General features: G+C 72.1%; 30 protein-coding genes. 15 read left to right on the top strand and 15 right to left on the bottom strand.

What is annotated here, in order from left to right; genetic code table 11:
- The first annotated feature begins 75 nt into the window (after positions 1-75).
- On the top strand, positions 76-279 hold the full coding sequence (bldC, locus tag ABZ806_RS16395; protein ID WP_012850682.1) for a developmental transcriptional regulator BldC: 204 nt from the start codon (positions 76-78) through the stop codon (positions 277-279).
- Positions 280-619: 340 nt separating this feature from the next.
- Here bldC and ABZ806_RS16390 read toward each other — a convergent pair whose 3' ends face one another.
- The gene (locus ABZ806_RS16390) at positions 620-1,333 is read right to left on the bottom strand and encodes a TetR/AcrR family transcriptional regulator (protein WP_500218115.1); all 714 of its coding nucleotides are present in this window, start codon (positions 1,331-1,333) and stop codon (positions 620-622) included.
- Between the two features lie 424 nt (positions 1,334-1,757).
- Here ABZ806_RS16390 and ABZ806_RS16385 point away from each other — a divergent pair, with 424 nt between their 5' ends.
- The 4 genes from ABZ806_RS16385 (at position 1,758) to ABZ806_RS16370 (ending at position 5,726) form a co-directional block, all read left to right on the top strand.
- A complete protein-coding gene (locus ABZ806_RS16385; RefSeq protein ID WP_500218114.1) occupies positions 1,758-2,759 on the top strand; it encodes a LacI family DNA-binding transcriptional regulator in 1,002 nt (333 codons plus the stop codon).
- A gap of 307 nt (positions 2,760-3,066) precedes the next feature.
- Positions 3,067-3,303 (top strand): hypothetical protein, encoded by a 237-nt coding sequence (locus ABZ806_RS16380; RefSeq protein ID WP_024934223.1) that lies wholly within the window; start codon positions 3,067-3,069, stop codon positions 3,301-3,303.
- 85 nt (positions 3,304-3,388) lie between these two features.
- The gene (locus tag ABZ806_RS16375; protein WP_500218113.1) at positions 3,389-4,219 is read left to right on the top strand and encodes an N-acetylmuramoyl-L-alanine amidase; all 831 of its coding nucleotides are present in this window, start codon (positions 3,389-3,391) and stop codon (positions 4,217-4,219) included.
- A gap of 67 nt (positions 4,220-4,286) precedes the next feature.
- A complete protein-coding gene (locus ABZ806_RS16370; RefSeq protein ID WP_500218112.1) occupies positions 4,287-5,726 on the top strand; it encodes a DUF7059 domain-containing protein in 1,440 nt (479 codons plus the stop codon).
- Here the strand turns inward: ABZ806_RS16370 and ABZ806_RS16365 are convergent.
- The 3 genes from ABZ806_RS16365 to ABZ806_RS16355 form a co-directional block, all read right to left on the bottom strand.
- Positions 5,701-6,969, bottom strand: coding sequence for a calcium:cation antiporter family protein (locus ABZ806_RS16365; RefSeq protein WP_500218111.1), 1,269 nt, complete (start codon positions 6,967-6,969; stop codon positions 5,701-5,703). The genes ABZ806_RS16370 and ABZ806_RS16365 overlap by 26 nt on opposite strands.
- Before the next feature lie 76 nt (positions 6,970-7,045).
- Positions 7,046-8,116 (bottom strand): quinone-dependent dihydroorotate dehydrogenase, encoded by a 1,071-nt coding sequence (locus tag ABZ806_RS16360; protein ID WP_500218110.1) that lies wholly within the window; start codon positions 8,114-8,116, stop codon positions 7,046-7,048.
- A gap of 31 nt (positions 8,117-8,147) precedes the next feature.
- On the bottom strand, positions 8,148-9,131 hold the full coding sequence (locus ABZ806_RS16355) for a hypothetical protein (protein ID WP_500218109.1): 984 nt from the start codon (positions 9,129-9,131) through the stop codon (positions 8,148-8,150).
- Positions 9,132-9,319: 188 nt separating this feature from the next.
- Here ABZ806_RS16355 and ABZ806_RS16350 point away from each other — a divergent pair, with 188 nt between their 5' ends.
- The gene (locus ABZ806_RS16350; protein ID WP_500218108.1) at positions 9,320-10,255 is read left to right on the top strand and encodes a hypothetical protein; all 936 of its coding nucleotides are present in this window, start codon (positions 9,320-9,322) and stop codon (positions 10,253-10,255) included.
- 78 nt (positions 10,256-10,333) lie between these two features.
- Here ABZ806_RS16350 and ABZ806_RS16345 read toward each other — a convergent pair whose 3' ends face one another.
- The gene (locus ABZ806_RS16345; protein WP_500218107.1) at positions 10,334-10,525 is read right to left on the bottom strand and encodes a hypothetical protein; all 192 of its coding nucleotides are present in this window, start codon (positions 10,523-10,525) and stop codon (positions 10,334-10,336) included.
- Between the two features lie 167 nt (positions 10,526-10,692).
- Between ABZ806_RS16345 and ABZ806_RS16340 the strand changes: the two genes are divergently transcribed.
- Together ABZ806_RS16340 and ABZ806_RS16335 are read left to right on the top strand one after the other, a co-directional pair.
- The gene (locus tag ABZ806_RS16340) at positions 10,693-11,274 is read left to right on the top strand and encodes a TetR/AcrR family transcriptional regulator (protein WP_500218106.1); all 582 of its coding nucleotides are present in this window, start codon (positions 10,693-10,695) and stop codon (positions 11,272-11,274) included.
- Position 11,275: 1 nt separating this feature from the next.
- Positions 11,276-12,463: a glycosyltransferase gene (locus ABZ806_RS16335; protein ID WP_500218105.1), complete on the top strand. Its 1,188-nt coding sequence runs from the start codon at positions 11,276-11,278 to the stop codon at positions 12,461-12,463.
- On the opposite strand, the gene ABZ806_RS16330 is transcribed toward ABZ806_RS16335, so the two are convergent.
- On the bottom strand, positions 12,456-12,989 hold the full coding sequence (locus ABZ806_RS16330) for a GNAT family N-acetyltransferase (RefSeq protein ID WP_500218104.1): 534 nt from the start codon (positions 12,987-12,989) through the stop codon (positions 12,456-12,458). The genes ABZ806_RS16335 and ABZ806_RS16330 overlap by 8 nt on opposite strands.
- Positions 12,990-13,073: 84 nt before the next feature.
- Between ABZ806_RS16330 and ABZ806_RS16325 the strand changes: the two genes are divergently transcribed.
- Entirely contained in the window at positions 13,074-13,559 is a 486-nt protein-coding gene (locus ABZ806_RS16325) for an RrF2 family transcriptional regulator (protein ID WP_500218103.1), read from the top strand.
- 62 nt (positions 13,560-13,621) lie between these two features.
- Entirely contained in the window at positions 13,622-14,104 is a 483-nt protein-coding gene (locus ABZ806_RS16320) for a carboxymuconolactone decarboxylase family protein (RefSeq protein ID WP_500218102.1), read from the top strand.
- A 16-nt stretch (positions 14,105-14,120) separates the two neighbouring features.
- Here the strand turns inward: ABZ806_RS16320 and ABZ806_RS16315 are convergent, their stop codons facing one another.
- A complete protein-coding gene (locus ABZ806_RS16315; protein ID WP_500218101.1) occupies positions 14,121-14,606 on the bottom strand; it encodes a nuclear transport factor 2 family protein in 486 nt (161 codons plus the stop codon).
- A gap of 101 nt (positions 14,607-14,707) precedes the next feature.
- Here ABZ806_RS16315 and ABZ806_RS16310 point away from each other — a divergent pair, with 101 nt between their 5' ends.
- On the top strand, positions 14,708-15,694 hold the full coding sequence (locus ABZ806_RS16310; RefSeq protein WP_500218100.1) for an alpha/beta fold hydrolase: 987 nt from the start codon (positions 14,708-14,710) through the stop codon (positions 15,692-15,694).
- Between the two features lie 38 nt (positions 15,695-15,732).
- Here ABZ806_RS16310 and ABZ806_RS16305 read toward each other — a convergent pair whose 3' ends face one another.
- From ABZ806_RS16305 to ABZ806_RS16280, 6 genes are all read right to left on the bottom strand, one after another.
- Positions 15,733-16,260: a DUF6199 family natural product biosynthesis protein gene (locus ABZ806_RS16305; protein WP_500218099.1), complete on the bottom strand. Its 528-nt coding sequence runs from the start codon at positions 16,258-16,260 to the stop codon at positions 15,733-15,735.
- 93 nt (positions 16,261-16,353) lie between these two features.
- Positions 16,354-16,893, bottom strand: a complete 540-nt coding sequence (locus ABZ806_RS16300) for a TetR/AcrR family transcriptional regulator (protein WP_500218098.1) — start codon at positions 16,891-16,893, stop codon at positions 16,354-16,356.
- A gap of 12 nt (positions 16,894-16,905) precedes the next feature.
- Positions 16,906-18,084, bottom strand: coding sequence for an acyl-CoA dehydrogenase family protein (locus tag ABZ806_RS16295; RefSeq protein WP_500218097.1), 1,179 nt, complete (start codon positions 18,082-18,084; stop codon positions 16,906-16,908).
- Positions 18,085-18,205: 121 nt separating this feature from the next.
- Positions 18,206-19,123 carry a metal-dependent hydrolase gene (locus tag ABZ806_RS16290; protein WP_500218096.1) on the bottom strand — a complete coding sequence of 306 codons (918 nt, stop codon included), beginning with the start codon at positions 19,121-19,123 and terminating at the stop codon, positions 18,206-18,208.
- A complete protein-coding gene (locus ABZ806_RS16285; protein ID WP_500218095.1) occupies positions 19,120-20,079 on the bottom strand; it encodes an alpha/beta fold hydrolase in 960 nt (319 codons plus the stop codon). Before ABZ806_RS16285 ends, ABZ806_RS16290 begins: the two co-directional genes overlap by 4 nt.
- Positions 20,076-20,903, bottom strand: a complete 828-nt coding sequence (locus tag ABZ806_RS16280; RefSeq protein ID WP_500218094.1) for a M24 family metallopeptidase — start codon at positions 20,901-20,903, stop codon at positions 20,076-20,078. Before ABZ806_RS16280 ends, ABZ806_RS16285 begins: the two co-directional genes overlap by 4 nt.
- Before the next feature lie 125 nt (positions 20,904-21,028).
- Between ABZ806_RS16280 and ABZ806_RS16275 the strand changes: the two genes are divergently transcribed.
- From ABZ806_RS16275 to ABZ806_RS16265, 3 genes are all read left to right on the top strand, one after another.
- Positions 21,029-21,619 carry a TetR/AcrR family transcriptional regulator gene (locus ABZ806_RS16275; protein WP_500218093.1) on the top strand — a complete coding sequence of 197 codons (591 nt, stop codon included), beginning with the start codon at positions 21,029-21,031 and terminating at the stop codon, positions 21,617-21,619.
- Positions 21,620-21,649: 30 nt separating this feature from the next.
- On the top strand, positions 21,650-22,651 hold the full coding sequence (locus ABZ806_RS16270; RefSeq protein ID WP_500218092.1) for a hypothetical protein: 1,002 nt from the start codon (positions 21,650-21,652) through the stop codon (positions 22,649-22,651).
- A gap of 104 nt (positions 22,652-22,755) precedes the next feature.
- On the top strand, positions 22,756-23,040 hold the full coding sequence (locus ABZ806_RS16265) for a hypothetical protein (protein ID WP_500218091.1): 285 nt from the start codon (positions 22,756-22,758) through the stop codon (positions 23,038-23,040).
- Between the two features lie 27 nt (positions 23,041-23,067).
- Here ABZ806_RS16265 and ABZ806_RS16260 read toward each other — a convergent pair whose 3' ends face one another.
- The gene (locus ABZ806_RS16260; protein ID WP_500218090.1) at positions 23,068-23,448 is read right to left on the bottom strand and encodes a VOC family protein; all 381 of its coding nucleotides are present in this window, start codon (positions 23,446-23,448) and stop codon (positions 23,068-23,070) included.
- Positions 23,445-24,245, bottom strand: a complete 801-nt coding sequence (locus ABZ806_RS16255; RefSeq protein WP_500218089.1) for an arsenate reductase/protein-tyrosine-phosphatase family protein — start codon at positions 24,243-24,245, stop codon at positions 23,445-23,447. The genes ABZ806_RS16260 and ABZ806_RS16255 overlap by 4 nt, the downstream gene beginning before the upstream one ends.
- A 49-nt stretch (positions 24,246-24,294) precedes the next feature.
- Between ABZ806_RS16255 and ABZ806_RS16250 the strand changes: the two genes are divergently transcribed.
- Positions 24,295-25,593, top strand: a complete 1,299-nt coding sequence (locus ABZ806_RS16250) for an APC family permease (RefSeq protein WP_500218088.1) — start codon at positions 24,295-24,297, stop codon at positions 25,591-25,593.
- Positions 25,594-25,634 lie beyond the last annotated feature (41 nt).

The following is a 25,634-nucleotide window of genomic DNA, read 5'->3' as shown; positions in this document are numbered from 1 at the left end:
TAGGGGACATCAGTGACCACGCGAGGATCAATCGCAGGATCGCTGTCATCGGTCCACGGAGGAGAGGCCGCAAACATGTCAGCACGTACGCCAGAGGCCGAGCCCCTGCTGACGCCGGCGGAGGTGGCGACGATGTTCCGCGTCGACCCCAAGACCGTCACGCGGTGGGCGAAGGCGGGAAAGCTCACGTCCATCCGGACGCTCGGGGGGCACCGCCGCTACCGCGAGGCGGAGGTGCGGGCGCTGCTCGCCGGCATCCCGCAGCAGCGCTCGGAATAAACACGCACGGCACCAAGGGGGGACGGCCGGGGGCCACTGGGGCGCATCTCGTACCGCGAGGTCGGCCCGAGGTCTCCCGGGCGAATGGGCCGGTCCCACGGTCATCCGAGAACCGTGGGCACCGGGCCGCTCACCGTTCGGCCGGTATCCCGCCCGCTGACCCGCGGGCGGGATCTGGCCTGTACGGAATTTCGGACACCCAACAGCTAAGCGTCCACAACCGGACACAAGCCTTCAACCGCCCCGCCAATCCCGGTCGCCCCGGTCGTTCCGGCAACCCCGGTCGCTCTGGGAGCCGCGGTCGTTCCAGGAGTTCCGATCGTTCCGGCGGTCCTGGGAGCTAGGCGTTCAGTTCCTCTTGGGAGAGGCGGTCGAAGAGGGCCCCGGTCCCCGGATCGTGGCGTCCGGCCGTCTGCATGATGGCCACCAGCTGGTCGACGAGCAGCCGCTCCAGCTCGGCCCGCGGGATGTCGCTGTTCTCCAGCCAGTCCAGGCCGGCGGTCTCCACCACGGCCATCCAGGAGCGCAGCGTGATGCGCAGGACGGGCGGCGGCTCCGTCACGTCCAGCGAGTGCAGGATCCGGTCCAGCAGCAGCCGGCGGATGCCGTCGACGATCTCGCCGACCTCACCGGAGCGGTCGGCCGGGCCGCCGCGCAGCAGCGCCGTGTAGCCCGCGGCGTGGCTCTCCACGAAGTCGAAGTAGCGCTGCAGCGAGATCCGCAGCCGTTCCAGGGGCTTGCCCTCGGTGGGCGGTTCGAGCAGCACCGACAGCTTCTTCGCCGCGCTGCCGAGCGCCGCGATGTACAGCTCGTACTTGCCGCCGAAATAGTGGTAGACGAGCGCGCGGGAGGCGCCCGCCGCGGCCGCGACGTCGTCGATCGAGATGTCCTCGGGCGAGCGCGCGCTGAACAGCTGCAGCGCCGCGTCGATCAGTTCCTCGCGCCGCTCGTCCACGCTGAGCCTGCGTCGGCCGCGCCCACCGCGCTGTCCGCCGCCCCGCCCGCCGCTCTGCCGGCTCCCCGCCTTGTCGCCGGCCACCGCACGTTCTGCCACGTGGGCAGGGTATCCGAGGCGGGCACGCGGGAGATCCCGCCGACCGCGACGCGGCCGGCCTTTTCACCGGCTCGTGATCATCGCCACCGGATCGTGATCACCCGCGGACGGCACTGTGATCCGGAACACCACAGCCCTGAACCACCATTCGCGGATGCCCGTTACTCCCTGTTGCGACGGTTTGGGGGGAAGGCGCGGCATCATGGCATCTCCTCCCGAGCGGAGGACGGCGCGCCGGCTCCCCCGGCGGCGTGCCGTCGCGGCAGGTCCTGCAGGTCCCCCCGGACGGAGTGCCATGTCAGCTGATGAACCGAACCCCCCGTACGAACGGCAGGGAGAGGGTGCGGTGCCCCCGCCGCGCGGCGGCCCCTCTCCGGCCGCGCGCGGCGGAACCCCGCCGGCCCCGCGCGCGGAGGGGCGGGCGGTGCCGGCGCCGAAACCGACGATCCGCAACGTCGCCGAGCGCGCCGGAGTCTCCAAGTCGCTCGTCTCACTGGTGATGCGGGGGTCGCCGCATGTGAGCGAGCGGCGGCGGCAGGCCGTCCTGCAGGCCGCCCGCGAACTCGGCTACCGGCCGAACGCCGTCGCGCGGAGCCTGGTCGAGGGCCGCACCCGGCTGATCGGCGCCATCGTCGCCGACCTGCACAACCCGTTCTTCGCCGAGTTCCTCGACGGGCTGCAGGAGAGCCTGCACGGCGCCGGCCTGCGGATGCTCGTCGGCAGCGGCCGCTGGGACCCGCTGTTCGAGGCCGAGGCGGTCGAGGCGTTCCTGGAGATGCGCGTGGACGGCCTGGTCCTGCTCAGCGTCGTCCCCGAATCGCTCAAGGAGGCCACCGCGAGCGTCCCCGTCGTGATGGTCGGTGAACGCGACGTGCACGGCGTCGACATCGTCGTGGACGACGACGAGCTCGGCGCGAGCCTGGCCGTCGACCACCTCGTCGAACTCGGGCACCGCCGGATCGCGCACATCGAAGGGGCGCGCTCGACCACCGCCCACTACCGCCGCACCGGCTATGAGAAGGCCATGCACCGGCACGGGCTGTCCGCGGAGATCGTCGTCGAGCCCGGCGACTTCACCGAGGACGGCGGCTACCGGGCCGCGGGCGCGCTGCTGCGCCGCGACGCCCGCCCCACCGCGATCTTCGCTCCGAACGACCTCGTCGCGACCGGTGCGCTGTCGGCCGCCGACGAGCTCGGCATGACCGTCCCCGCCGACCTGTCGATCGTCGGGTACGACAACACCCATCTCGCGGCGATCCGGCACATCTCGCTGACCAGCGTGGACCAGCCGCGCCGCGACATGGGACGGGTGGCCGCCGAACTGCTCACCGCGCGCATCGGCGACCCGTCCCGGCACCCCCGGCAGAACCTGGTCGTCCCGCACCTGGTGGTGCGCTCGACCACGGGGCCCGCTCCCGCCCCGTGACCCGCCGCCCTCGGCAGCCCCGAGGGACGTCCCCCCGCCGCACATCGCTCCCGCACGTACGCATCCCCGGCGGCACCGCGCCCGTGGCCGGTTATGGCCGGGGACAGGGGGACGGTCGATCGTCCCTAGAACCGGTGTAAGCCGGGTAAGGGCCCGGCCAAGACTGCCGCATTCGCCGGTCCCCGGCCCGCCGCCAGGTGGTTAATGGACTCACCGTCCGACGGGTGGATCCGGGCGGCCTCGGGGGAGGCCGCCCGGACGGGGCCCGCCGGACCGCACCGGGAAAGTCCACTGGGGGGTTCAGCTCGTGCGTGATCCGGAACTGGTGTCGTGCGCGCAGCGCGCGGCGAGCGAATTGGAGCGGGCGTGGTCGGAGTGGCGGCACGCGCGCGGCCTGGCCGAGCAGGTGTCGGAGTCCGTCGCCAGCTACGTGGCCCACTCGATCGACCACCCGTGGGGGCGGCCCCGCGTCGTCCTCGGCCTGGACGCCGACGAGGCGCGGGCCCTCGCCGCGCTGCTCGGCAAGGAGGATCCGCTGCGCTGATTTCGCGGACTTCGTTTGACGAACCGGCGGGGCCGTGCAGACTGTCATGGTCCCGGTAACGAAGTCATCACGGAGGAATCGGCCTGTGCGCATCCAACGAGGCGGCCCCGCGGCCGCCGGTCTCGCGCTGTGCCTCGGCGCCGCGCTCACCGCGTGCAGCGGTTCCTCCGGTGCGTCCACCGCCGACCCCGCGATCCCGCCCGCGGCCGGCGCCCCGTCTTCGAGCGACCGGACGCCGGCGTCCGCCGAGGACGACGCCGCGCCCCTCGCCGGCAAGGTCGTCGTCATCGACCCCGGGCACAACGGCGGCAACGCCGCGCACCCGTCCGAGATCAACAAGCAGGTCAAGATCGGCAACGGCAGCAAGGCGTGCGACACGACCGGCACCGAGACGAAGGCCGGCTACGCCGAGCACGCCTTCACCTGGGACGTCTCGAAGCGGCTCGCCAAGCTCCTGCGCGCCCGCGGCGCCAAGGTCGCGCTGACCCGCGAGGACGACAAGAGCGTCGGCCCCTGCATCACCGAGCGCGCCGCCGTCGGCAACAAGCTGAAGGCCGACGCCGCCATCTCCGTCCACGCCGACGGTGCCGCCTCGTCCGGGCACGGCTTCCACATCATCGAGCCGATCTCCATCGGCCGGAACGCCGACATGGTCACCGGCTCCGCCAAGCTCGGCAAGGCCCTCCGCGACGCCTACCACGACGGCACCGGCATCCCCTACTCCAACTACCTCGGCAAGAACGCCATCGACCGCCGCGACGACCTCGGCGGCCTCAACATGTCGAAGGTCCCCAAGGTCTTCATCGAGTGCGGCAACATGCAGAACAAGGGCGACGCCGCCAAACTCTCCAGCTCCTCCTTCCGGCAGCGCATCGCCGACTCCCTCGCCAAGGGCTTTGAGCAGTACTTGATTTGAGCAGTACTTGAGTTGACCTGCCGAGAGGCCGCCCTCCCAGGCCGGGACGGTGCGGGAGGATGGGCGGGTGAGTGGGCTTCTTCGGGTGCGCGAGTTGTTGGTCGGGGCCGGTTACACGGTCGGCGGGGTCCGGGAACTCCTCGGGGCTGTTGCGGGCGGGGCTTTGGCCCGGGACGAGATCGTGCCCGCCTTGCGGGCTACTCGGGGCGGGTCGCCCCTCGAACTGCTGACGCGGTTGTTCTGGTTGCAGGTGCCCGTGCCGGTGGACGCCATTCCGGCGGATGAGCTCGTGGCCGCGGGGCTGGTCGAAGTGTCCGGTGGGGAGATGCGGGCGCTTTTGCGGGTCGAGCCGCTGGAGGGCCTGGGCGGGGACGGGCATGTGGGGTATGTCGTGTCCGATCTCAAGGTGCGGCCCGGGGCCGGGGGCGTTCCGGCGGGCGATCACGTCGTGGGGACGGGCGGGGCGTCCGGGAATCTGGCGCGGCTGGTTGTCCACAGGGCTGTGGACAACGTGCTCGATCTCGGGACCGGATGCGGGGTGCAGGCCGTCCATGCGGCGGCCCGGAATCCCGGGGCGAGGGTCACCGCTACGGACGTCAATTCGCGGGCCCTGGAGTTGGCCGCGATGAGTTTCGCGCTTTCGGGTGTCGAGGGCGCCGAACTCCTCGAGGGGTCGTTGCTGGAGCCGGTCCGGGGACGGCGGTTCGATCTGATCGTGTCGAATCCGCCGTTCGTGGTGGCGCCGGAGGAAGGACCCCGGTTCACCTACCGGGAGTCGGGGATGGCGGGGGACGACTTCTGCCGCTCGCTCGTCGGAAAGGCGCCCGATTACCTCACCGAGGGCGGATATTGCCAGCTCTTGGCCAATTGGCTGCATGTCGACGGTGTTCCCTGGGAGGAGCGGGTCGGCGGCTGGGTGGACGGGTGCGACGCGTGGATCGTCCAGCGGGACGTCCAGGATCCGGCGGAGTACGCCGAGTTGTGGCTGCGGGATTCGTGCGAGGCCGGGACGCCCGAGTACCGGGCGCGGTATGACGCGTGGCTCGACTACTTCGAGCGGCACGGGGTCGTCGGGGTCGGGTTCGGGTGGATCACGTTGCGGCGGAGCGAGCGTCCGGTGGTCCGGGTCGAGGAGTTGCGGCACGCCGTCGAGGAGCCCGTCGGCGCCTACGTTGAGGATGTTCTCAACGGGTTGGCGAAGGGCGCAGAGTTTTCCACAAGCTGTGGACAACTTCTGGCGGCGGTCCCGGGGCTCGTCCAGGAACAGGTCGGCCCGCCCGGCGCCGAGGACCCGGAGCGGATCGTCCTGCGGCAGGCCGGCCGGCTGCGCCGCGCGGCCGGAGTCGGGACGGTCGAGGCGGGCCTCGCGGGGGTCTGCGACGGCACTCTGCCCCTTGACCCGCTGCTGGACGCCATCGCCCAGCTGACCGGTATGGACGCGGGCCGGGTGCGCGCGCATGCCGACGCGGTCCTGCCGGAGCTCATCGCGGACGGCTTCTTCGTCTAGGCCGGACGACCGTCGACATCGCCGCCGCGACGTCGCGGTAGCGCGCGATGAGCACGGAGAAGCCGATCGCCAGGTAGACGCCCGAGATGACCAGCCGGGCCATCTCGCTCGGCAGGACGAACTGGACCGCGAACAGCCCGAACAGCACCGCCGCCTCCCACCGCCTGAAGACGAGGTCGACGAGGAAGGCGAGGCCGAGGACGGTCTGCGCGGCGGTCAGCAGCACCTCCTCGGTCTGCCGGGAGTCCAGCGGCAGCGACCAGGCGCCGCCGCCGATCCGGTAGGCGAGCGGCAGCGTGCCGATCAGCAGCGTCCACTGGTTGACCTTGCTCGACAGCAGCGTCCCGATCGCGTCGGCGTCCCGCAGCCGCCACGCGAACATGGCGGCGACGAGCAGCTCCGGTGCCTCGGAGGCGAACGGCGCCAGCCACTGCACCAGGAGGAACTCGTCGATGCCGAGGGACGTGCCCGCGTCCACCAGCGCGTTCGCGAACGGTTCCGCCGACACGAAGACGACGATGGCGCCGAGCGCGAACCCGGTCCAGGTCACCGCGCGCCGCCGCGTCTTCGGCAGCGCGGCGAGGCGGGCGGGGACGCCGGCGAGTTCCTCGACGCCCTGCCGCGGGTGGCGGGAGATCCGCGCGATGTAGAGGACGTACAAGGCGATCAGGACGACGGAGATGTACCACCCGATCTCGCCGGTCAGTGCCGGGATGAAGCCGAGGACGGCGGCGAGCGCCAGGAAGCCGAGTTCGATGCGGTGCAGCGGCGTCAGCCGGACGTCCCGCCGCCCGGTGCCGGGTGCGGCGTGCCTGCCCCGTCCGCCGCCGGTGCCGCCGGAGGCGCGGCGGACGGCGAGCGCGAACGCCAGCACCACCAGCGCCCAGCCGACCCCGACGAGCAGCCGGTTCGCGCCCGTCATGTTGGCGGCCGCGTAGGCGGTGTACTGCGGTCTCGTCCCGGCGGCGTAGGCGTAGTACAGGTCGACCGCGTACTCGGGCAGCACCGCGATGAGCGCCAGCACCGCGATCGCGAGGGCGCCAGGCATGTCGGCGCGCGCGGTCTCCGCCGCCCACATGAGCAGGATCGCCGCCGCGAGGACGCCGAGGCCGAAGACGGCCATGGCGGCGACCGCGGGAAGCTCGAAGCCGCCGGCCCGTGTCACGAGCGCCGGCAGCGCGAGGAGCAGCGCCGGCGCGACCCGGATGAGCAGTGTCCTGCGGGTGATCGACTCGCCGGCCATGCCTGGACGGTGCCCGGGGTCGTCCCGCTGATGCTCGCCCTCGGGGCAAGCGACGGGCAAATACGGGCGGGGACGGTCAGCGGCGGGCGTCGTCCAGGGTGCGGAACGCGCTCGCGCGGAGCCGGCGGGAGAGGTCGCGGTTGACGCGGTGCGCCCACAGCGGCCCGCCGTAGATCATGCCGGTGTAGCCCTGGACGAGGGTGGCGCCCGCGCGGACCCGCTCCCACACGTCGTCGCCCGTCTCGACACCGCCGACCGAGACCAGCGCGAGCCGGCCGCCGGTCCGGGCGCGCAGCCGCCGCAGCACGTCCAGGGACCGCTCCTTCAGCGGCGCCCCGGACAGGCCCCCGGTCTCTTTGACGAGGACGGGCGCGCTGAGCAGGGCGTCCCGCCCGATGGTGGTGTTGGTCGCGATGATGCCGTCCAGGCCGAGGTCGAGGGCGAGGTCGGCGACCGCGTCGATGTCGTCGTCGGCCAGATCGGGCGCGATCTTGACGAGCAGCGGGACGCGCCGGGACGTCACCCGGTCGGCGGCCTCGCGCACGGCCGTCAGCAGCGGGCGCAGATGCTCGACGGCCTGGAGGTTGCGCAGGCCGGGCGTGTTGGGGGAGCTGACGTTGACGACCAGGTAGTCGGCGTAGGGCGCGAGCCGCTCGGCGCTCGCCACGTAGTCGGCGGCGGCCGACGCCTCCGGGACGACCTTCGTCTTGCCGATGTTGACGCCGACGATCGTCCCGGCACGGCGCCCGCGCAGCCGCCGCGCGGCGGCCGCGGAGCCCTCGTTGTTGAAGCCCATCCGGTTGATGACCGCCCGGTCGGGCGGGAGCCGGAACAGCCGGGGGCGCGGGTTGCCGGGCTGCGGGCGGCCGGTCACCGTGCCGATCTCGACGTGGCCGAACCCGAACGCGCCGAGCGCCTCGTAGACGGCGGCGTCCTTGTCGAACCCGGCGGCGAGCCCGAGCGGGCTCGGGAAGTCCAGCCCGAGCGCGTGCACGGCGAGCCCCGGGTCGCGGGGCGCGAGCAGCCGGCGCAGCAGCGGCGCCAGCCCCGGCACGGACTGGACCGCGCGCAGGCCCCGCAGCGTCAGGTGGTGCGCGGCCTCCGCCGGGACGCGGGAGATGACCAGTGAGAACAGGAGTCGATACATCACCGCGAGTATCTCAGAAGGGGGATGCGCGTCAGCGTCCGAGGAAGGTGCGGCGGAGGGTGAGGCGGACGTCCCGGCTCGCCTGCCGCATCGTCCGCCGGACGGAACGGGCCGGCTCCAGCACCGACACCCGCCACGCCGCCCCGATGCCGCGCCCGATCGGGCGCAGCACGCTCGTCCCGATCCAGCGGGCGGGGGCGACGATCACGACCCGCACCGGGACGACGACGAGCGTCCGCCAGAGCCAGCGAAGTAGGCGGGACGCGAGCCGCCACGTCCCCACGACGCCCGCGAGCACCGGCGCCAGCAGATACCGCCACAAGGCGGTGGCGGGGACGACGAACAGCACGTGCCCGAGCCAGGCTAGGCACCGCCCGAGCAGCCGCCATGACCAGGCGATCCCGGCCGCGAGGGCGCTGAGGCCGGCCGCGAGGAGGCCGAACGCCCCGCGCCCGAGCCAGGCGAGGGCGAGCAGCGGCGGCCGCAGGACGTACCGCCACAGCAGCACGGCCGGCATGACCACGAGCACGCCGATCAGGAACACGATCCCGTGCCAGGCGCCGGACAGCAGCCACGCCAGCCCGCGCAGCGGACGGAGCAGGACGAACTCCAGCAACCGGCCGAGCCCGCGTCCGATCATGGCCAGGAACCGGCCGACCGGGGCGATCAGCACGCGGTAGAGCCATCGGCCGAAGCGCCCCGACCCGCGTCTCACCACGACGCCGAGCCAGCGCAGCGGCCGGACGAGAAGGAGATCGAGCACGGCGGCGATCCCGTGCCCGATGGCCGAGAAGAGCCGCCCGAGCGGAACGAGTAGCCACCGGTAGAGCGCACGCCCCGTGCCCCGCAGGCCGCGTCCGATCAGCACGAACAGGTCGTGGACGAGGCGCAGCGGCAGCACGACGATCAGCGCGATGACGCGTGCCGGGACGACGATCCAGGCCGGGCCCGGCCGCGCCGGAACCGGCTCCTTGCTCAGGCCGAGCGTGCCGCCCGCAGATTCGTCTCCGGTCACCGCTGCCTTCCTCGCCGGTCCATTGCCCTGCTTTGACCCGTTTCGCGGGCTTCCGGTTCCCGGGCTTGAACCCTTTCGCGCGGCTCACCGTACTCCTCGTCGGTCCGGCAGAGCGGTGCGGCGGCTCCACCTGGACCGACGGACGGGACCCGGACCGGAGACCGGGCCCCAGACGACCTGGAGGACAGATGAGATTCCCACGTTGGGCGATCCCCGTCGCGGCCGCCCTGACCGCGACGGGACTCGTGGTGAGCGCGTGCGGGCAGGAGAGCGCCGGGGGGAGGCAGAACACGGCCGCGGGCGCCAAGGCGCCGGCCGCACCGGCCGCCGACGCCCCCGCCCCCGCCGCCGCGCCGACCGCGCTGGAGGTCGCGAGCGTCTCGAAGCTCGGCAAGATCGTCACCGATGGGAACGGCCGGACGCTGTACCGGTTCGACAACGACACCGCGCGCCCGCCCGCGTCCACCTGCGCGGACGCGTGCGCCCGTGCGTGGCCGCCGGCGGCGGCCGGCGCGGGTGAGACCGAGGTGCAGGGCGTCGAGCAGTCCCTCGTCGGCAAGGTGAAGCGGCCGGACGGGACCTGGCAGGTCACGCTCGGCGGCTGGCCGCTGTACCGGTTCGCCAAGGACCAGAGCCCCGGCGACGTGAAGGGCCAGGGCGTCGGCGGCACCTGGTACGCCGCGTCCCCCACCGGCAAGAAGGCCGCCCCGGTGAAGAACCGCTGGAAGGGCTGGACGGTCGTCAAGGCGAAGAACGACCCGAAACTCGGCCTGATCCTGACCGACGGCAACGGCCGGACGCTCTACCGCTACGACAAGGACACCGACAAGCCGCCGACCACCCGATGCTTCGGCGCCTGCAAGAAGGCATGGCCGCCCGCCACCTTCAAGGGCTGGAAGAAGCTGAAACTCGAAGGCGTCAGCAAGAAGGTCGTCGGCTTCATCGAGCGCAAGGACGACGGCAAGTGCCAGCTCACCATCAACGGCTGGCCCATGTACTACTACGAGAAGGACGAGCAGCCCGGCGACACGAACGGCCAGGGCGTCGGCGGGGTCTGGTGGGCGACCACCCCGACCGGCAAGAAGGCCGCCGGCACCGGCTCGTCCACGGGAGGCGGCTACTAGCCGCCCGCACAGGCGAAGGCGCGGAGGAATCGCGGGTCGGTCGGGGCCCGCGCCCTCCGCGCCTTCTTCATGTCCGGATCAGGGAGTCTCCACGATCTGCCACCGGCCGACATCGTGATAATCGGAGTCGTAGATGGACGACTCGTCACCGACCTTCAACTCGTAATGCCGGACGTTCCCCGCCCAGTACCGCAGGATGCGCCCCAATTCCTTGACGGCGTCCTCGGCCACGGCACCTTCACTCATATCGACCTCAAGTACGAACTTCACCGCACTCACCTCCACCTTCAAGTGTTCCATTGAATTACCTTGTGAATGTTTCCACGCGGTCACCAGCGGCCTAGCGCCTTGCCGAACGATCAACCCTCAAACGGACTCGAACACAGCGGCTTGCCTCGCCACTCGGTCAATCGACTTTCGTGTTAGTGTTGGTTGTCATGAAAAGGGGGTATACGCAGCGGGCTCGGGCGCGGTCGGCGGAGGCGACTCGGGAGCGGGTCCTGGACGCGGCGGTCACGCTGCTCAGTTCGCGGCTGCGGTCGGACGTGCGGCTGGAGGACGTCGCCGCCGAGGCGGGCGTGAGCGTCCCGACGGTGCTGCGGGCGTACGGCACCCGGGCGCGGCTGATCGAGCTGGCCCTGGAGAAGGTGCTCGAAGGGATGGGCGCCGAGCTGCGGCGGCCCGAGCCGGGGGACGTCGCGGGCTCGGTGGCGGCCTGGTTCGACCACTACGAGAAGTTCGGTGACGTGGTGGTGCGCAACCTGGCGGACGAGTCCGACCCCGCGGTCGCGCCGATCGTCCAGATCGGGCGGGCCCGGCATCGGCGGCATGTCGAGAGCCAGCTCGGGCCGCGGCTCACCGGGGTCCCCGAGGAGCGCCGCGCCAGGGTCGTCGACGCGCTGGTCTGCGCCTGCGACGTCTACACCTGGAAGCTGCTGCGCCGCGACATGGCTCGTCCGCGGGACGAGGCCGAGGCGACGATGACGATGATGATCGAGGCACTGCTGGAGGGAGCGTGACATGGCCGGCTGGTTGCTGCTGACCTGGGACGGAGCCGGGAACCAGGGTCCGATGATCGCGCTGGCGCAGCAGCTGGCGGCGCGCGGCCACCGGGTCGTGTTCGCCGGTTACGGCGGCCAGCGGGCCCGCTTCGAGGGGGCGGGGTTCGAGTTCCGGACGCTGCCCCGCGCGGACGCGGGCTACCCCGCCGCGCCGCCGCCCGAAGGCTGGCTCCCGGCGCTGGTCGGTGCGGTCTGGGCCTGCCCCGCGCAGGCGGCGGACGTCGACGAGGTCCTCGCGGACGGCTCCTTCGACGGTGTGGTCGCCGACTGCCTGATGTTCGGTGCGCTCGCCCGGCTGGAGACGTCCGCGATCCCGGCGGCGGTGCTGGTGCACAGCGCGCCGGGGGCGCTCTGCCCGCCGGGCCAGGGGATGGACGGGATGCTGCTGCCCGCCGTGAACGCGCTGCGCGAGGACGCCGGCCGTCCGGCCCTCGAACGCCTGTGGGACGCGTGGACGCCCTTCCCGGCCCTGTGCGCGAGCATCCCCGAGCTGGACCCGCTCGCCGACCGGGCCCCGTTCGAGTACGTCGGCCCGATGGCCGAGGAACAACCGCCCTCCGGGTGGCGGCCGCCCTGGCGTGCGGACGACCCGCGCCCCCTCGTGGTGGCCGGCTTCTCCACCGGCCTGGCCTGGGACCAGACCTCGCGCATCCAGCGCACGCTGGACGCGTTCGCCGACGGCGGCGGGCCGCGCCTGCTGATCACCACCGGCATGATGGACGCCGCCGGCCTGCGCGTGCCGGAGGATGCGACCGTCCTGCCCTGGCTGCCGCACGCCGAGGTCCTTCCGCACGCGGCGGCGGTCGTGACGCACGCGGGGCACGGCACCGTGGCCGCCGCCCTCGCGCACGGCGTGCCGCTCGTCGCGCTGCCGAACCCGGCCGCCGACCAGCCGGTCCTGGCCCGGCGCGCGGCCGACCTCGGGGCCGGCATCGCCCTGGACGGCGAGACCGCGGGTCCCGGGGAGATCGCGGCGGCCGTCCGCACGGTCATCGAGGACCCGTCCTACCGCGCCGCCGCGCTGTCGCTGGCCGGCCGCATCGCCGCCGCACCGGGGCCGGCGGGGGCGGTCGGCCGGCTCGAACGACTGCTCCGGAGGACGTCGTCCGGGCGGGCCGGCGGGGACCGTGCGGCGCGCCTCAGCTGAGGGGCTTCACCAGGAGTTCGAACTCCAGGTCGTCCCGCTTGGGGAGGCCGAAGCGCTCGTCGCCGTAAGGGAACGGGCTCTTCTCGCCGGTCCGGGTGTAACCGCGGCGGATGTACCAGGCGATCAGGTCCTCGCGGACGCTGATGACCGTCATGTGCATCTCCTTCGCGCCCCAGTCGTCGCGCGCCAGCCGTTCCGCCTCGGCGAGGACCGTCCTGCCGAGGCCGCCGCCCTGGCGGGCCGGGTCCACGGCGAACATGCCGAAGTAGGCGTGCCCGCCGCGGTCCTCCAGCTGGCAGCAGGCGATGAGGCGGCCGCCGTCCTCGGCGACCAGCATCCGCCTGCCGGTGCCGCTCACCGCGTCCTCGACCATGCCGGGGTCGGTGCGCCGCCCGTCCAGGATGTCGGCTTCGGTGGTCCAGCCGGCGCGGCTGGAGTCGCCGCGGTAGGCGCTCTCGATGAGCGCGACGAGGCCGGGGACGTCGGCCGGCGCCGCCGACCGGAAAGTGGGGTTCACGGTGCTCACAAGCGGACTTTAACGCCGCCCCGGCCGTGCTCCGGGTCCGCTCCGGGGTTGCGATCCGAATCCTGGACGTTTAACATCCAGGTTATGCGGATGAGCGAGGGGGTCGAGTGGGCGATCCACAGCTGCATCAACCTGTCCTGGCTGGAGCCGGGTGAGGCGGTCACGGCGGGCAGGCTGGCGGCGTTCTACGCGCTCCCCGCGGCCTACCTGAACAAGCAGCTGCAGGCGCTCGCCCGCGCCGGGATCCTCACCTCCACCCCCGGGCCGCGCGGCGGGTTCCGGCTGGCGCGCAGCCCGGAGGACATCTCGCTGCTGGACGTGGTGGCGGCCATCGAGGGCCGGGAGGAGGCGTTCCGGTGCGAGCAGATCGTGCGGCAGGGGCCGGGCGAGCACGAAGGCGTCGACTACCGCCGGAGCTGCTTCGTCTCCCAGGCCATGCGGCGCGCGGAGATGGCCTGGCGCAGGGAGTTGGCCGGGCAGACCCTCGCCGATCTCCGGCGCACGGTGGAGCGCCGCCTGCCGTCCGCCCCCGGCGAGGCCCGCGCCCGGTTCGCGAACCTGCGGACCTGAACCCGGCCGGCGCCCTGCCCCCGGCAGAGCGTCCGGTCATTTCGGTTAATTCTGGACAGAAAATGTCCAGATTCGAGGAAGGCAGCACCATGCAGGCACGGATGAACATCGTCAAGCCCGCCGCCGCGGGCTACCAGGCCATGCTCGCGCTGGAGTCGTACGTCAACGGCACCGGCCTCCCGCAGAGCACCCTGGAGCTGGTCAGGCTCCGGGTCAGCCAGATCAACGGCTGCGCGTACTGCGTGAACATGCACGCCGCCGACGCCAAGAAGGCCGGCGAGACCGACCAGCGGCTCTGGTCGGTGGCGGCCTGGCGCGAGGCGCCCTACTACACCGACGAGGAGCGGGCGGCGCTCGCCCTCGCCGAGGCGGCCACGCGGATCGCCGACAACCCGGCCGGGGTACCGGACGACGTCTGGAGCGACGCGGCCGACCACTACGACGAGGAGTCCCTCGCCGGCCTCGTCATGGCGATCGCGGCGATCAACGCGTGGAACCGCATCAGCGTCACCGTCCGCAACACCCCCGCCGCGGCCGCCTCCTGACCCGCCGTCCGCCGGTCTACTGGTCGATCCGGCAGTCCGGGCCGATCGGGCGGGTGATCGACCAGTACCGGCGGAAGTGGCATTTCGCCATCTTCCAGCGGCCGTCCTCGATGACGTACTCGTCGTCGTACTCGCCGGTCGTGACGGTCTCGGTGTTCTCGAACAGGTTGACCTGGCGGAACTTCAGCGTCCAGCGCCCGGACGCGGCCGTCTCGCCGTGGACGGTGATGTCCGGGTGCATCGCGTGGTGCATGTCGAGGATGGCGTTCCTGCCGTCGATCTTCTGCAGGGCGATCCGCTCGAAGACCCGGGCGATGCCGTCGGCGTCGTCGAACGCGCCGAGCCGGCCGTAGTCGATGGAGGCGCCCGAGGCGATGAAGCAGGCCCGGAACTCCGCGGGGTCCTTGGCGTCGCAGGCGCGCAGGTAGCGGTGCTTGAGGGCCTTGATGTCCTCGATGGCCTCCAGCCGGGCGATGCGCGCGGCGATGTCGGGACTCGGCATGGTCGCCGACTCTGGTCCGCCGGGGGCCGCGCCGTCCAGCGGTGTCCCGGTGAACGGGAGAGAGAAGGATCTCGGGCCGGCCGGCGCGCAGGATCGTCGGCATGAGCCTTGGCGAGCTTGGCGGGGAGGACGTCCGGCACCGGATGCTCGACGCCGGCGACATCACGCTTCATGTGGCCGAGCAGGGTGACGGGCTCCCGGTGGTCATGTGCCACGGGTTTCCGGGGCTCTGGTACAGCTGGCGCCATCAACTCCCGGTGCTGGCGGCGGCCGGGTACCGGGCCATCGCGGTCGACATGCGCGGGTACGGACGGAGTGGCCGTCCCGCCTCGCCGGGGGAGTACGACCGGCGGCGCACCGTCGCGGACATGGTCGGGCTCCTGGACGGCCTCGGTATCGACGAGGCCGTCTTCGCCGGTCACGACTTCGGGGCCGCTCTCGTCTGGGACCTGCCCCAGTGGGCCCCTGGACGGGTCAAGGCGCTGATACAGCTGAGCGTGCCGCGCATGCCCGTTTCGACGCGTCCGCCCACGGAGCTGTATGCGCGGATGGCCGAGCAGCACTTCGTCCATGTGCATTACTTCCAAGAGCAAGGGCCGGCCGACGCGGAGCTCGCGGCCGCACCGGAGCGATTCCTGGCGAACGTGTTCTGGGCGCTCAGCGGTGGATACCGCTACCTCGACATCTGGCAGCACCCCAGCGAAGGCAACGGATACCTCGATGTACTGCCCGAAGCCCCGCCCCTGCCCTGGCCGTGGTTGTCGCAGGACGAATTCGCGTACTACGTCAATGAATTCCGCCGGACGGGCTTCACGGGCGGCCTCAACTGGTATCGGGCCTACGACCACGTCTGGGAGGAGAAGCAGAGCCGTCCGGACGAGAACGTCACCGTCCCGACGATGTTCCTTGTGGGGGAGCGTGACCCCGTCCTGCAGATGATGGGTTCCGGTGCCCTGAAGCAGATGGAGGGGCTGGTGCCCGGCCTACGGGACGTCCGCATCATCGAAGGCGCCGGGCATTTCGTCCAGATGGAGGCGGCCGGCGAGGTCAACGAGGCCATGCTCGCCTTCCTCGCCGGCCTCGGTTGACCGATGTCGAGCGTCAGGAGGGTCAGCAGTCAGGAGGGTCAGCAGGAACCTTCGTTCACGGACGTGCTGACCGAATGGTTCCAAGGGTCGGACCCGCCCAGCGTCAGCTTGTTGTCGACCGTGATGGTGAGGCAGACGGGGTTCTGGCCTTTGCGGTTCGTCAGTTCGTACTTGCCGCCGCCGGCGCTCTGGATCTCCACGTTGCCGTTGCCCTCCTCGTCCACGGCCTTGTAGAGGGCGCTCGCCGCCCGGTGCGACGAGCCGAGCCCCGGCCCCGCCTGGTCCAGTTCCGAGGCCGCCGCGGACGCGACCGACCTCACCTGAGCCGTGGAGTAGTCACGTGAACCGTCCGCGCTTTTGAGGACGAACCCCATGATCACCAGTGCCACGGCGCCGACCACCATTGAGCCCCGCTGGACGGCGAACGCCGAGTCGGAGGGCTCGTGGGCCTCCGGGTTCCGGTACTGCCAGGCGCCGGTCTTCCAGTAGAGCTTCCGCTGGTCCATGCACGCGAGAAGCAGGCAGACGCCCGCCAAGACGAACATGAGGACGATCAGAGCGGTCATCGGGGGTCCTTCTCTGGGCGGGCGGTTGCCCCCTCAGACTCGCCGGAATCGGATTCGGTTCATCGGACCGGCGATCTCGCGGCGAGAAGGCGGTCAGCGAGGGCGCGCCAGCAGGATGTCGAGCGTGGTGTCGTACAGGCCGGGATCGCTCCCGTCCGGTATCAGGTAGCCGCCGACCCACGCGCGCAGCATCAGCAGCGCGCGCAGCCGGGCCTCCTCGGCCCCGAACCCGAGATCCTCCAGGCAGGCGGCGATGTGCCCGAGCAACGCCCGGTCGGCGTGCCGCACCGCCTCCTCGGCCGCGGGCTCGTGCTGCGCCCACAGCCGCATCGCCCGGTCGATGGGCGCGACCTCCCGGCCGAGCGCCTGGATGCGGCGCAGCCGTTCGCGCGGCTCGGTGGTGCTACCGAGGGACAGGGCGAGCACCTCGTCCGTCCGCTCGTGCGCCCACCGGTCGAGCAGGGCCCGCATCAGCTCGGGACGGTCCGTGAAATGCCAGTAGAAGCTGCCCTTGGTGACGCCGAGCCTGGCCGCGAGCGCGTTGATCGTCACGCCGCGCTCGCCGGCGCCGGCCAGCTCCTGGTAGGCGGCCTCGATCCAGTCCCGCCGCGCCACCCTCGCACGGGTCGTCACGCCCGCCGCCCGTCAGACGAGGAGGACCCGGCCGGGGTCGAGGCCCAGCCCGATCCTGCCGTAGAGCGCGTAGGCCGCATCCGGATCGAACACCACATGCCCGGAGATCGTATTCACATCGCGCTGCGCCCGCTGGAACGGGGAGGACGTGAACTGCGCGCTCGCCCCGGCGGCGGAGCACAACTCGTTCACGACCCGGCGGGCGGTCGCCGCCACGTGCGCCGCGACCAGCCGGGCCCGCGCCCGGTCCGTCATGTCGAGGGCGCGACCCTCGGAGATGGCGCCGGTGACGTCGCCGAGCGCGTTCTCCAGCAGCAGCCGGGCCGCGGCGAGGTCGGCGGTCGCGGTGGCGAACCGGATCTGCCCGCTCATCAGGTCGCGCTGCCGCTCCCCGCTGTAGGCCATCACCCGCGTCGTCATCCGCTCCTCGAACTGCGCGAGCACGCCTTCGGCCGCGCCGAGCACGGGCGCCGCGCCGGTCAGCGCGAACACCGGCACGAGCGGCGTCCGGTAGAGCGCGGCCGGGTGGACGCGTGACCCGGGCGAGCGTCCCTCGGTCAGTTCCAGCATGGGCACCGACCGATGTTCGGGGACGAAGACGCCCGGCACCTCGATGTCGTTGCTGCCGGTGCCGCGCATCCCGCTGGTGTGCCAGACGTCATGGACCGCCACGTTCTCGCGCGGCAGCAGGAACAGGCGCGGCTCGATCGTGTCGTTCGCGGTGACCAGGGCCATGACCATCACGTGGTCGGCGTGCATGACGCCGCTTCCCCACGACCAGCGGCCGGTGACGGTGTGGCCGCCGTCCACGGGCTCCGCGGTGCCGGACGGCGACAGGACGCACGGGATCAGGGCATACGGCCGCTTCGCCCACACCTCGGCCTGCGCCTGATCCGGGAACAGCCCGACCATCCAGTTGTGCAGCGTGTAGATCACCGACAGCCATCCGGTGGAGGCGCAGGCCGCGCCCGCCTCCCGGCACGCCGCCGCCATCGCCGCGAAGCCCAGCTCGGGGCCGCCGAACCGCTGCGGGACCAGCATCCCGAACAGCCCGGTCGCGGCGAGGTCCTCGATGGTCGCGTCGGGCAGCCGCCGCGCCGCCTCGGCGGCCTCGGCACGCTCGGCCAGCACGGGCCCGAGCTCCCGCACCCGCCGCACGATCTCGTCTCCGTACCCGTCTCCATACTCCATGGTACGGAGACCATACTCCCAAGTATGGTCCGGCGATAGAGCCGGCGCCAACCGTCGAACGCATCACCCTGCCCAGCCGGGCCGGCCAGCCCTTGGCCTGGGGGCAGGGGAGCGCGGGCGGTCAGGTGGGCCGTGGGGTGCCGGCGGCCTGGGCGGCGGCGGGGGAGGTCGCCAGGTAGTCCAGGGCCCGCTGGGTGGAGCACTCGCCGGACGGGTGGTAGTCGCGCCGCAGGTAGCGGCGGGCTGCCGCGATCATGAACCGGTTGCTGGGCAGCAGCCCGCGGCGGACGGCGCGGCGGTAGTCGCGGATGCGGGGGCGGACGCCGTGCAGTTCGGGGTCCCGGGCGCACAGGTAGGCCGCACCGGCGTAGGCGGCCAGCGGCAGCGCGAGCACGCCGATGAAGAAGGTGACGAACCGCCGCCAGTAGGCACCCGACACGTACTCGTACACGTCGAAGGCGACCGAGCGGTGCTCGACCTCCTCGGCGCCGTGCCAGCGCAGCAGGTCCATCATGGTCGGGTCGGCGCCCGCCGCGTCCAGCTCCTCGGCGTCCAGGATCCACTGGCCGAGCACGGCGGTGTAGTGCTCGATCCCGGCGATGACCCCGATGCGCAGGTTGAGCCAGCGCCGGCGCGAGATCAGCGGCAGCGGCGGCCGGTCGCCGAGGATCGCGGTGAACAGCCACTCGATCCGGCGGGTGAGCGGCCGCGGGTCGAGCCCGCGCTCCCGCATCTGGCGGTCGAGGACGCCCTGGTGGGAGTAGGCGTGCACGGCCTCCTGCCCCATGAACCCCTTGACCTCCGCGCGCAGCCGGGCGTCGTCCTCGCCGATCAGCGGCAGCGTCTGCTTGTAGACGCGGACGAACCAGCGCTCACCGGCCGGCAGCAGCAGGTGCAGCGTGTTGATGAAGTGGGTGGCGACCGGCTCGTCCGGGATCCAGTGCAGCGGCGTGCCGGTCCAGTCGAACTTCACCCGCCGCGGGACGATCACGGGGTGCCGCTCGTCCATCTCGCCGCCGGCGGCCTGGGCCTCCGTCATGGGTTCCTTCCTCCGATCCGCTGGTCCAGCGCCGCGGACTCACCGTCCCGATCCTCGGCCTGTTCCTCGATCTGTTCTTCGGTGCGGCGGACGAGTCCGGTCACGGCCGCCGCCACGTCCGCGGAGTGCTCGGTGATCGAGCCCCAGTGCCCGGCCGGCAGTTCCCGCCGCGACGACCGGTCGGTGTAGCGGGCCAGGTCCTCGCTCAGGGCGGGCGAGACGAACCGGTCCCTCGTCGGCACGATGACCTGGACGGGAACCGCTGTCCGGACCATCCGGCCGGGGCGCAGGAAGCGCAGGCCGTTGGCCTTGTACAGCTTCATTCCGTAGAGGGCGTCCTGCTGGAATGTGGGGGCGGGCCTGCGTTCGATGCCCTCCATCCGTTCGACCAGGACGGGGAACAGCCGGGTGCCGCCGAGGCGCCACACCAGCCATCCGGCGCCGGGGATCATGCCGCCCAGCAGGTACCACGACCGGGCCAGCTGGCCGAGCAGTTGCCGCACATGGCGGGGCGTGGGGCGCCGCAGCCGGTCGCGGACCCACTGGCCGAAGTGCTCGATGCACGGGCCCGAGATGGAGGTGAACGACGCGATACGTCCCTCCGGTCGAGTGCCGGCGACGGCCGCCCAGCTCTGCACCGAGCCCCAGTCGTGCCCGACCAGATGCACGGCCCGGTCCGGCGAGACGGCGTCCAGGACCACGTGCAGGTCGCGGTTCAACTCGTCCATGACATAGGACCTGGTGCGGCGCGGACGCGTCGAGCCGCCCGCACCGCGCACGTCGTAGGTGACCACGTGAAAGTCCTCGGCCAGCAGCCGGGCGACCGGTTCCCACACCGCTTGGGTGTCGGGGTAGCCGTGCACCAGCACGACGGTCGTCCGGCCCGGCTCGCCGTATTCGCGGACGGCCAGCCGGACCCCGCCGGCCTTGACCGTGCGGCTCGCGAAGTCGCTCATGCGGGGTCCGCCTGCTCCGCGGGCGCCGCCGCCCATCGCCGGACGTGCGGCAGATCGTCGTCCAGCCAGTAGGCGTCGTCCTCGGTGACCACCAGCAGTTCCTCGAACTTGGCGCCCACGTCCCCGAGACCGAGGTGCGGCTCCACCGCCCACAGCCCCGGCGTCGGCACGTGCCGCGACTGCCGGGCGCCGTTCCACAGCGTGGACCGTCCCTGCAGGCGCTCCTTGATCAGCTCGCGCGCCACGGTCTGCGCGGTGCGCGCCCCGAACGCCCCGAGGACGAGGTTGCGGGGCAGCCGGCTTGTGACCCGGCCGACCCGGTGGCCGATGACCCGGCCCGGGTACTTGCGGTGCCGGTTCTCGTACCCGTGCCGGACGATCTGCCGGTCGACCTCGGCGTAGATGTCGGCGAACGTGCGCCGCTCGCGCACCAGCCCGACGATCAGTTCCCGGTACACCGCCAGGTCGGCGGTCAGCCGCTCCCAGGACGGGTTGCCGCCGAGGCATCCCGCGTAGCCGATGTCCGCGGTGTAGCCGTCGGCGATCGGCGCCGCGTCCAGGATGTAGGGCATGCCCTCGGCCAGCCGCCGGCCGGTGGGCAGGAACTGGTGGGGGAGGACGATCCCGCGGAAGGCGGTCCGGTCGCCGAACCACGCGAACGGGACGTGGAACCAGTCGTCGACCCCGCGGCGCTCCAGCCACCGGCGCATCCGCCGCGCCGCCTGCCGCTCGGTCACCCCCGGCTCCAGGCTCCCCGCCACCGCCTCGGCCGCCTCGTACGCCAGCCGCTGCAGGTCGCGGAACCGCTCCGGGCTCTCGTTCATGGCCTCACGCTCCGTCCGGCGCCCGACGGGCCGATCAATTAGACTGGGGATCTAATATCGGCCGCGTTTGAACGAAAGTCAAGAGGCGTACGCTCGGACGCCGACGACCGGCCGGGAGGAGCGAGATGACGGACCGGCACCGTTCCGACCGGCGCGACTCGATCATGAAGACCGCGTCCCGGCTCTTCGCCGACCGCTCCTACGACGCGCTGTCCATGGACGAGATAGCCGCGGCCGCCGACGTCGCCAAGGGCCTGATCTACTACTATTTCGGCAGCAAGCGCGGCCTGTTCCTGGCGGTCATCGAGGACGCCGCCGGCCACCTGAACGCACTCGCCGAGGAGTTCGGCGACCTGTCCCCGCTGGAACGCCTGACCCGCTCGCTGGACGCCTTCCTGTGCTGGGCCGACACCCACCGCGCCGCCTTCCAGACCATCACCAGCGGCGGCGTCGGCGTGGACGCCGAGGTCGCCGCCCTCCACCACCGCGTCCGCGGCGGCCTGCTCGCCGCCCTGACGCACGGCCTGACCGGCGGCACGGCACCGTCCCCGGCCCTGCGCATAGCCCTGGAAGGCTGGCTGTCGTTCGTCGAGGGCGCCACGACGTCCTGGCTGGCGCAACGCGACCTGCCCCGCGACGCCGTCCGAGACCTGGCCATCCGAGTCCTGGGCGGCGTCCTGAAAGCCCTCGACCTTCCAAGCCACTCCGATCGCTAGGCAGCGCGGCTTCACGGAAGGAAGAACGCAGTGCGCGGACGCGAAGCGCCCCGCCCCCGTCCAGTAACTCCCGGCCGCGGGCTCAAGGAATCCGTCGAGGCCGCCACTGCTCCCGCCGCGTTCTTCCTCACCCTTACGGTGCTGGCATGGGTGATGGTCGCCCTTCCCGGAATGGTCGTGTACACGGTCACGTCAGGGAAGAGGGCCGTCGCGACCATCGAGAAATGCGAGACGCGCGCACCGCTCCGCGACACCGAGTACGTGGACTGCCGGGGAACGTGGCAATTCGCCGACGGCACCCGTGACAGCGGCCACGTGTCAGGAGTGGGCAAGGCCGATATCGGACGCCGAGTGCCGGTGCGCGTCGGCCCCCTCGGCCCGTACGCCGGCGATCTCGACCGCTCCCGCCACACGCTGTACCCGGCCGCATTCATGTGGGTGACGACGCTTCCGGTCCTCGGAGTATTCACTTACTTCTTCCTGCGGAGCCGGGCACGCGGCCGCCGGATAATCGCCCGGTCGGGCACGGGAACGTCGCTGACGGGTCTGCGCAAATGGCGTGACCAGAGCGGCCGGACGGTCCTGCGCTTCCGCACGTCCTCTCGCCCGCCCGCGCCACTGGAACGCGAGACCGGGGATACCGCTCCGCGCCTGGTGACCCGCCGCCCCTATGTGACCGCCCGCACCGCCTCGGGGGAGATCGCGTTCTTTCTCGTCCGGCAGGCCGGAGGCATAGGGGTGTTCGACACCACCGGTCGCCCGGCTGAGACGGCCGAACGCGTCACGCACTCGCCACTCCGCCTGCGCCTTCTGACTCCCGACCGGAAACCCCTCGGCGCCATCGGCCCGCATCCCGCGAGCCGCGACCTCCCGGGCGTCGCCTACCAGGTCGTCACCGCGACGGGCGAGCCGGTGGCGACCATCGTGGCAAGGTTCCTGCGCTACACCGTGGTGTTCCCCGCCGCCCCGCCCGACCACCTCCGCCAGGCGGTAATGGCCTTCGCTTTCGACGCGCTGCGCTTCACCAGGTAAGACCAAGGTGCGTCCGAAAGTGGCCTGATCAGGCCAACCGGTGATCAACGGGGCCGAGGTCGCTATGATCATCCAGCTTTGTCACGCACATTCAGAGGGACATTATGAATATCGACTTCAGCGCGGATGTCACGTTCTCGTGGTACGTCGTGTTTCTGCTGGTGTCCGGCCTCGCGATGCTCGCCATGGCGTCCATCGGGGGCGGCCAGAGCGTCGGGGAAAGGCTGCTCCAACTCGCCTTCGGAACGGGTTTCCTCGGTTACGCCGTGTATCTGGGGTTCATCTTCGACGGCGGCGAGTACTTCATGTTCTTCTACGCGTTCATTCTGCCGGTCCTCATGCTCATCAGGTTCGTGAGGACGATGTTCGGCCAACGCCAGAACGCCTGAACCGTACGACCCGCCCGCTTCCGGAGCTCAGGAGCGGGCGGGTTCGAAGAGTTCTATGAGATTGCCGGCGGGATCGGTGAGCAGGATCTGCCGGCCGCCCGGACCGGCGACCACGTCGCCCTCGAAGGCCAGCCCGGCGGTGCGCAGCCGGTCGATCTCGCCGTCGAGGTCGTCGACGACGAGGTGGATGCGGTTGCGTCCAGGGGGGGCGGGGTCGTCGGTGGCGCGGGCACCCGAACTGGCGGGGCCGGACAGCAGCAGCCGCAGCGGCCCGCGCACCACGTCGGCGAAGGCGGGCCCCGGGTTGGTGTTCAGCGTGAAGCCGAGATGGGTCGTGTAGAAGTCGATGGCCGCTTGGACGTCATCGACGAGGTAGCGGACGCTTGCGAGCCGATCGTGCGTCGTCATGGCCGAACCTCTCGTGATGGACGGACGAGCCGGGGCAGCAGGTAGCGGACGCGGGTGTCGATCTCCGCGGCCGCGCGGACGAAGGCGGCGCCCCCGGTGTCACCGGCCGCCGCCGGGTCGGGGATGCTCCAGTGGACGCGCCGGGGATGGCCGCCGAAGTCGGGACAGACCTCGCGGACCTTGTCGCACAGGGTGATCACGTAGTCGAAGCGGCGGCCGTCCAGGGTGTCGAGGTGTTGCGGCCGCCGACCGGAGATGTCCACGCCGTAGTGCTCGTCCAGCACCCAAACGGCGTCGGGGTGTATCCGCTGTTTCGGGTGGCTGCCGGCGCTGGTCGCCTCGACGCGGCCGCCGCTGTGGCGGCGCAGCAGGGCCTCGGCGATCGGTGAGCGTGCGCTGTTGCCCGTGCAGGCGAACAAGACGGTAGGCCGATGGTGCGGCGGGGACTGCGCAATCGGCGGCGATCCGGGGTCCGGCGTCGGGGGCGGGGCGGCACCGGTCGGTGTGAGTGCGGGGTGCAGGGCGGCGCCGGCCGAGGCCAGTGCGTGCGCACAGCGTTCCAGGTCCAGGTGGTAGTAGCTGTCCCGCGCGTCGAAGCTGCTGCGCCGGACGGTGACGAGCCCGCCGCCGCGCAACTGCCGCAGATGGTAGGAGACCAGGTTCTGCGGCTCGCCGATCAGGTTCACCAGCTCGCGGACCCGGTAGTCACTCACCGACAGCTCGCTCAGCAGCCGCCACCGCACCGGATGGGCGGCCAACCGTACGAACGCCGGAGCGGCTTGAACCGGAGAGCCCATACGGCGACAATACATCAAACCAGTTTGATATATGGAGGGAGAAGGGGCGATGGGCTCCCCGCGCCGGGACGACGGACCCGGCCCGTCCCCGGACGATGCCGGTCGCTTGGCGCGCCGGCTGGGCACCGGCGACGCGGTCGTCATCGGGCTGGGCTCGATGATCGGGGCCGGGGTCTTCGCCGCGTTCGGCCCCGCCGCGCGGGCGGCCGGTGCCGGCCTGCTCATCGGCCTGGCGGTGGCGGCGGTGATCGCGTACTGCAACGCGGTGGCGTCCGCGCAGCTGGCGGCGGTCTACCCGGTCTCGGGCGGCACCTACGTCTACGGGCGGGAGCGGCTCGGTCAGTGGTGGGGGTTCGCGGCCGGATGGGGATTCGTGGTCGGCAAGACCGCGTCCTGCGCGGCGATGGCGCTCACGTTCGCGTCGTATGCCGTCCCGGGCCCGTGGTGGGCGCAACGGGCCGCGGCGGTCGCCGCGGTGGTGGCCCTCGCCGCGCTCGACTACCGCGGCGTGACCCGGACCGCGCTGGCCACCCGCGTCCTCGTCGCCACCAGCCTGACGGCCCTGGCCGCCGTCGTGATCGCGATCGCGGCGGGCGGCGGCGGGAGCCCGGCGAACCTGCGCGGATGGGGCAGCGGCGGCTACGGCATCCTCCAGTCCGCCGGACTGCTGTTCTTCGCCTTCGCCGGTTACGCGCGCATCGCCACCATGGGCGAGGAGGTCCGCGACCCGCGGCGCGTCATTCCCCGCGCCATCTCCATCGCACTGCTCATCACCGTGGCCGTCTACCTGGTCGTGGGCGCGGCCGCCCTGCTGGCCGCCGGCCCGGAACGCCTCGCCTCGTCCGCCGCGCCGCTGACCACCGCGGTGGAGGCCGCCGGCGCCGCCGCCCTGGCCCCGGTGGTCCGCGCCGGGGCGGCCCTCGCCGCACTCGGTGCGCTGCTGTCGCTGATCGCCGGCATCGGCCGCACCACGCTGGCCATGGCCCGCAACCGCGACCTGCCGGCCTGGCTGGCCGCCGTCCACCCCCGCCACCGGGTTCCGCACCACGCCGAGATCGCCACCGCCGTCGCGGTCGGCGTCCTGGTGGCCACCGCCGATCTGCGCGGCGTGATCGGCTTCTCGTCCTTCGGCGTGCTGGTCTACTACGCCATCGCGAACGCGTCGGCCTTCACCCAGCCGGCCCGTGACCGCCGCCGCCCGCGCGCCCTCAACCTGCTCGGCGCCACGGGTTGCCTGGTCCTGATCGCCACGCTGCCCTGGCAGTCCGTCCTGACCGGAACCGCCGTATTCGCAACCGGCCTGACCGCCCGCGCCCTAACCCCGCCCCGCCACCCACCCCCTCGTTGACCTGCGGCGTGTTGTTGTTATGAGCGCGTCCATAACAACAA

This window comes from Spirillospora sp. NPDC047418 (assembly GCF_040643275.1).
GTDB lineage: Bacteria > Actinomycetota > Actinomycetes > Streptosporangiales > Streptosporangiaceae > Spirillospora.
Note: the sequence above shows the minus strand (reverse complement) of the source record. Positions and strands in the feature narration are given on the sequence as shown.

Bases quoted from the DNA above. Each gene is read 5' to 3' on its own strand.
- ABZ806_RS16265 (WP_500218091.1), top strand. From the start codon at position 22,756: ATGAATATCGACTTCAGCGCGGATGTCACGTTCTCGTGGTACGTCGTG.
- ABZ806_RS16275 (WP_500218093.1), top strand. From the start codon at position 21,029: ATGACGGACCGGCACCGTTCCGACCGGCGCGACTCGATCATGAAGACC.
- ABZ806_RS16335 (WP_500218105.1), top strand. From the start codon at position 11,276: ATGGCCGGCTGGTTGCTGCTGACCTGGGACGGAGCCGGGAACCAGGGT.
- ABZ806_RS16290 (WP_500218096.1), bottom strand. From the start codon at position 19,123: ATGACGGAGGCCCAGGCCGCCGGCGGCGAGATGGACGAGCGGCACCCC.
- bldC (WP_012850682.1), top strand. From the start codon at position 76: ATGTCAGCACGTACGCCAGAGGCCGAGCCCCTGCTGACGCCGGCGGAG.
- ABZ806_RS16365 (WP_500218111.1), bottom strand. From the start codon at position 6,969: ATGGCCGGCGAGTCGATCACCCGCAGGACACTGCTCATCCGGGTCGCG.
- ABZ806_RS16250 (WP_500218088.1), top strand. From the start codon at position 24,295: ATGGGCTCCCCGCGCCGGGACGACGGACCCGGCCCGTCCCCGGACGAT.
- ABZ806_RS16280 (WP_500218094.1), bottom strand. From the start codon at position 20,903: ATGAACGAGAGCCCGGAGCGGTTCCGCGACCTGCAGCGGCTGGCGTAC.
- ABZ806_RS16260 (WP_500218090.1), bottom strand. From the start codon at position 23,448: ATGACGACGCACGATCGGCTCGCAAGCGTCCGCTACCTCGTCGATGAC.
- ABZ806_RS16310 (WP_500218100.1), top strand. From the start codon at position 14,708: ATGAGCCTTGGCGAGCTTGGCGGGGAGGACGTCCGGCACCGGATGCTC.
- ABZ806_RS16305 (WP_500218099.1), bottom strand. From the start codon at position 16,260: ATGACCGCTCTGATCGTCCTCATGTTCGTCTTGGCGGGCGTCTGCCTG.
- ABZ806_RS16340 (WP_500218106.1), top strand. From the start codon at position 10,693: ATGAAAAGGGGGTATACGCAGCGGGCTCGGGCGCGGTCGGCGGAGGCG.
- ABZ806_RS16320 (WP_500218102.1), top strand. From the start codon at position 13,622: ATGTCCAGATTCGAGGAAGGCAGCACCATGCAGGCACGGATGAACATC.
- ABZ806_RS16285 (WP_500218095.1), bottom strand. From the start codon at position 20,079: ATGAGCGACTTCGCGAGCCGCACGGTCAAGGCCGGCGGGGTCCGGCTG.
- ABZ806_RS16325 (WP_500218103.1), top strand. From the start codon at position 13,074: ATGCGGATGAGCGAGGGGGTCGAGTGGGCGATCCACAGCTGCATCAAC.
- ABZ806_RS16255 (WP_500218089.1), bottom strand. From the start codon at position 24,245: ATGGGCTCTCCGGTTCAAGCCGCTCCGGCGTTCGTACGGTTGGCCGCC.
- ABZ806_RS16360 (WP_500218110.1), bottom strand. From the start codon at position 8,116: ATGTATCGACTCCTGTTCTCACTGGTCATCTCCCGCGTCCCGGCGGAG.
- ABZ806_RS16350 (WP_500218108.1), top strand. From the start codon at position 9,320: ATGAGATTCCCACGTTGGGCGATCCCCGTCGCGGCCGCCCTGACCGCG.
- ABZ806_RS16295 (WP_500218097.1), bottom strand. From the start codon at position 18,084: ATGGAGTATGGAGACGGGTACGGAGACGAGATCGTGCGGCGGGTGCGG.
- ABZ806_RS16315 (WP_500218101.1), bottom strand. From the start codon at position 14,606: ATGCCGAGTCCCGACATCGCCGCGCGCATCGCCCGGCTGGAGGCCATC.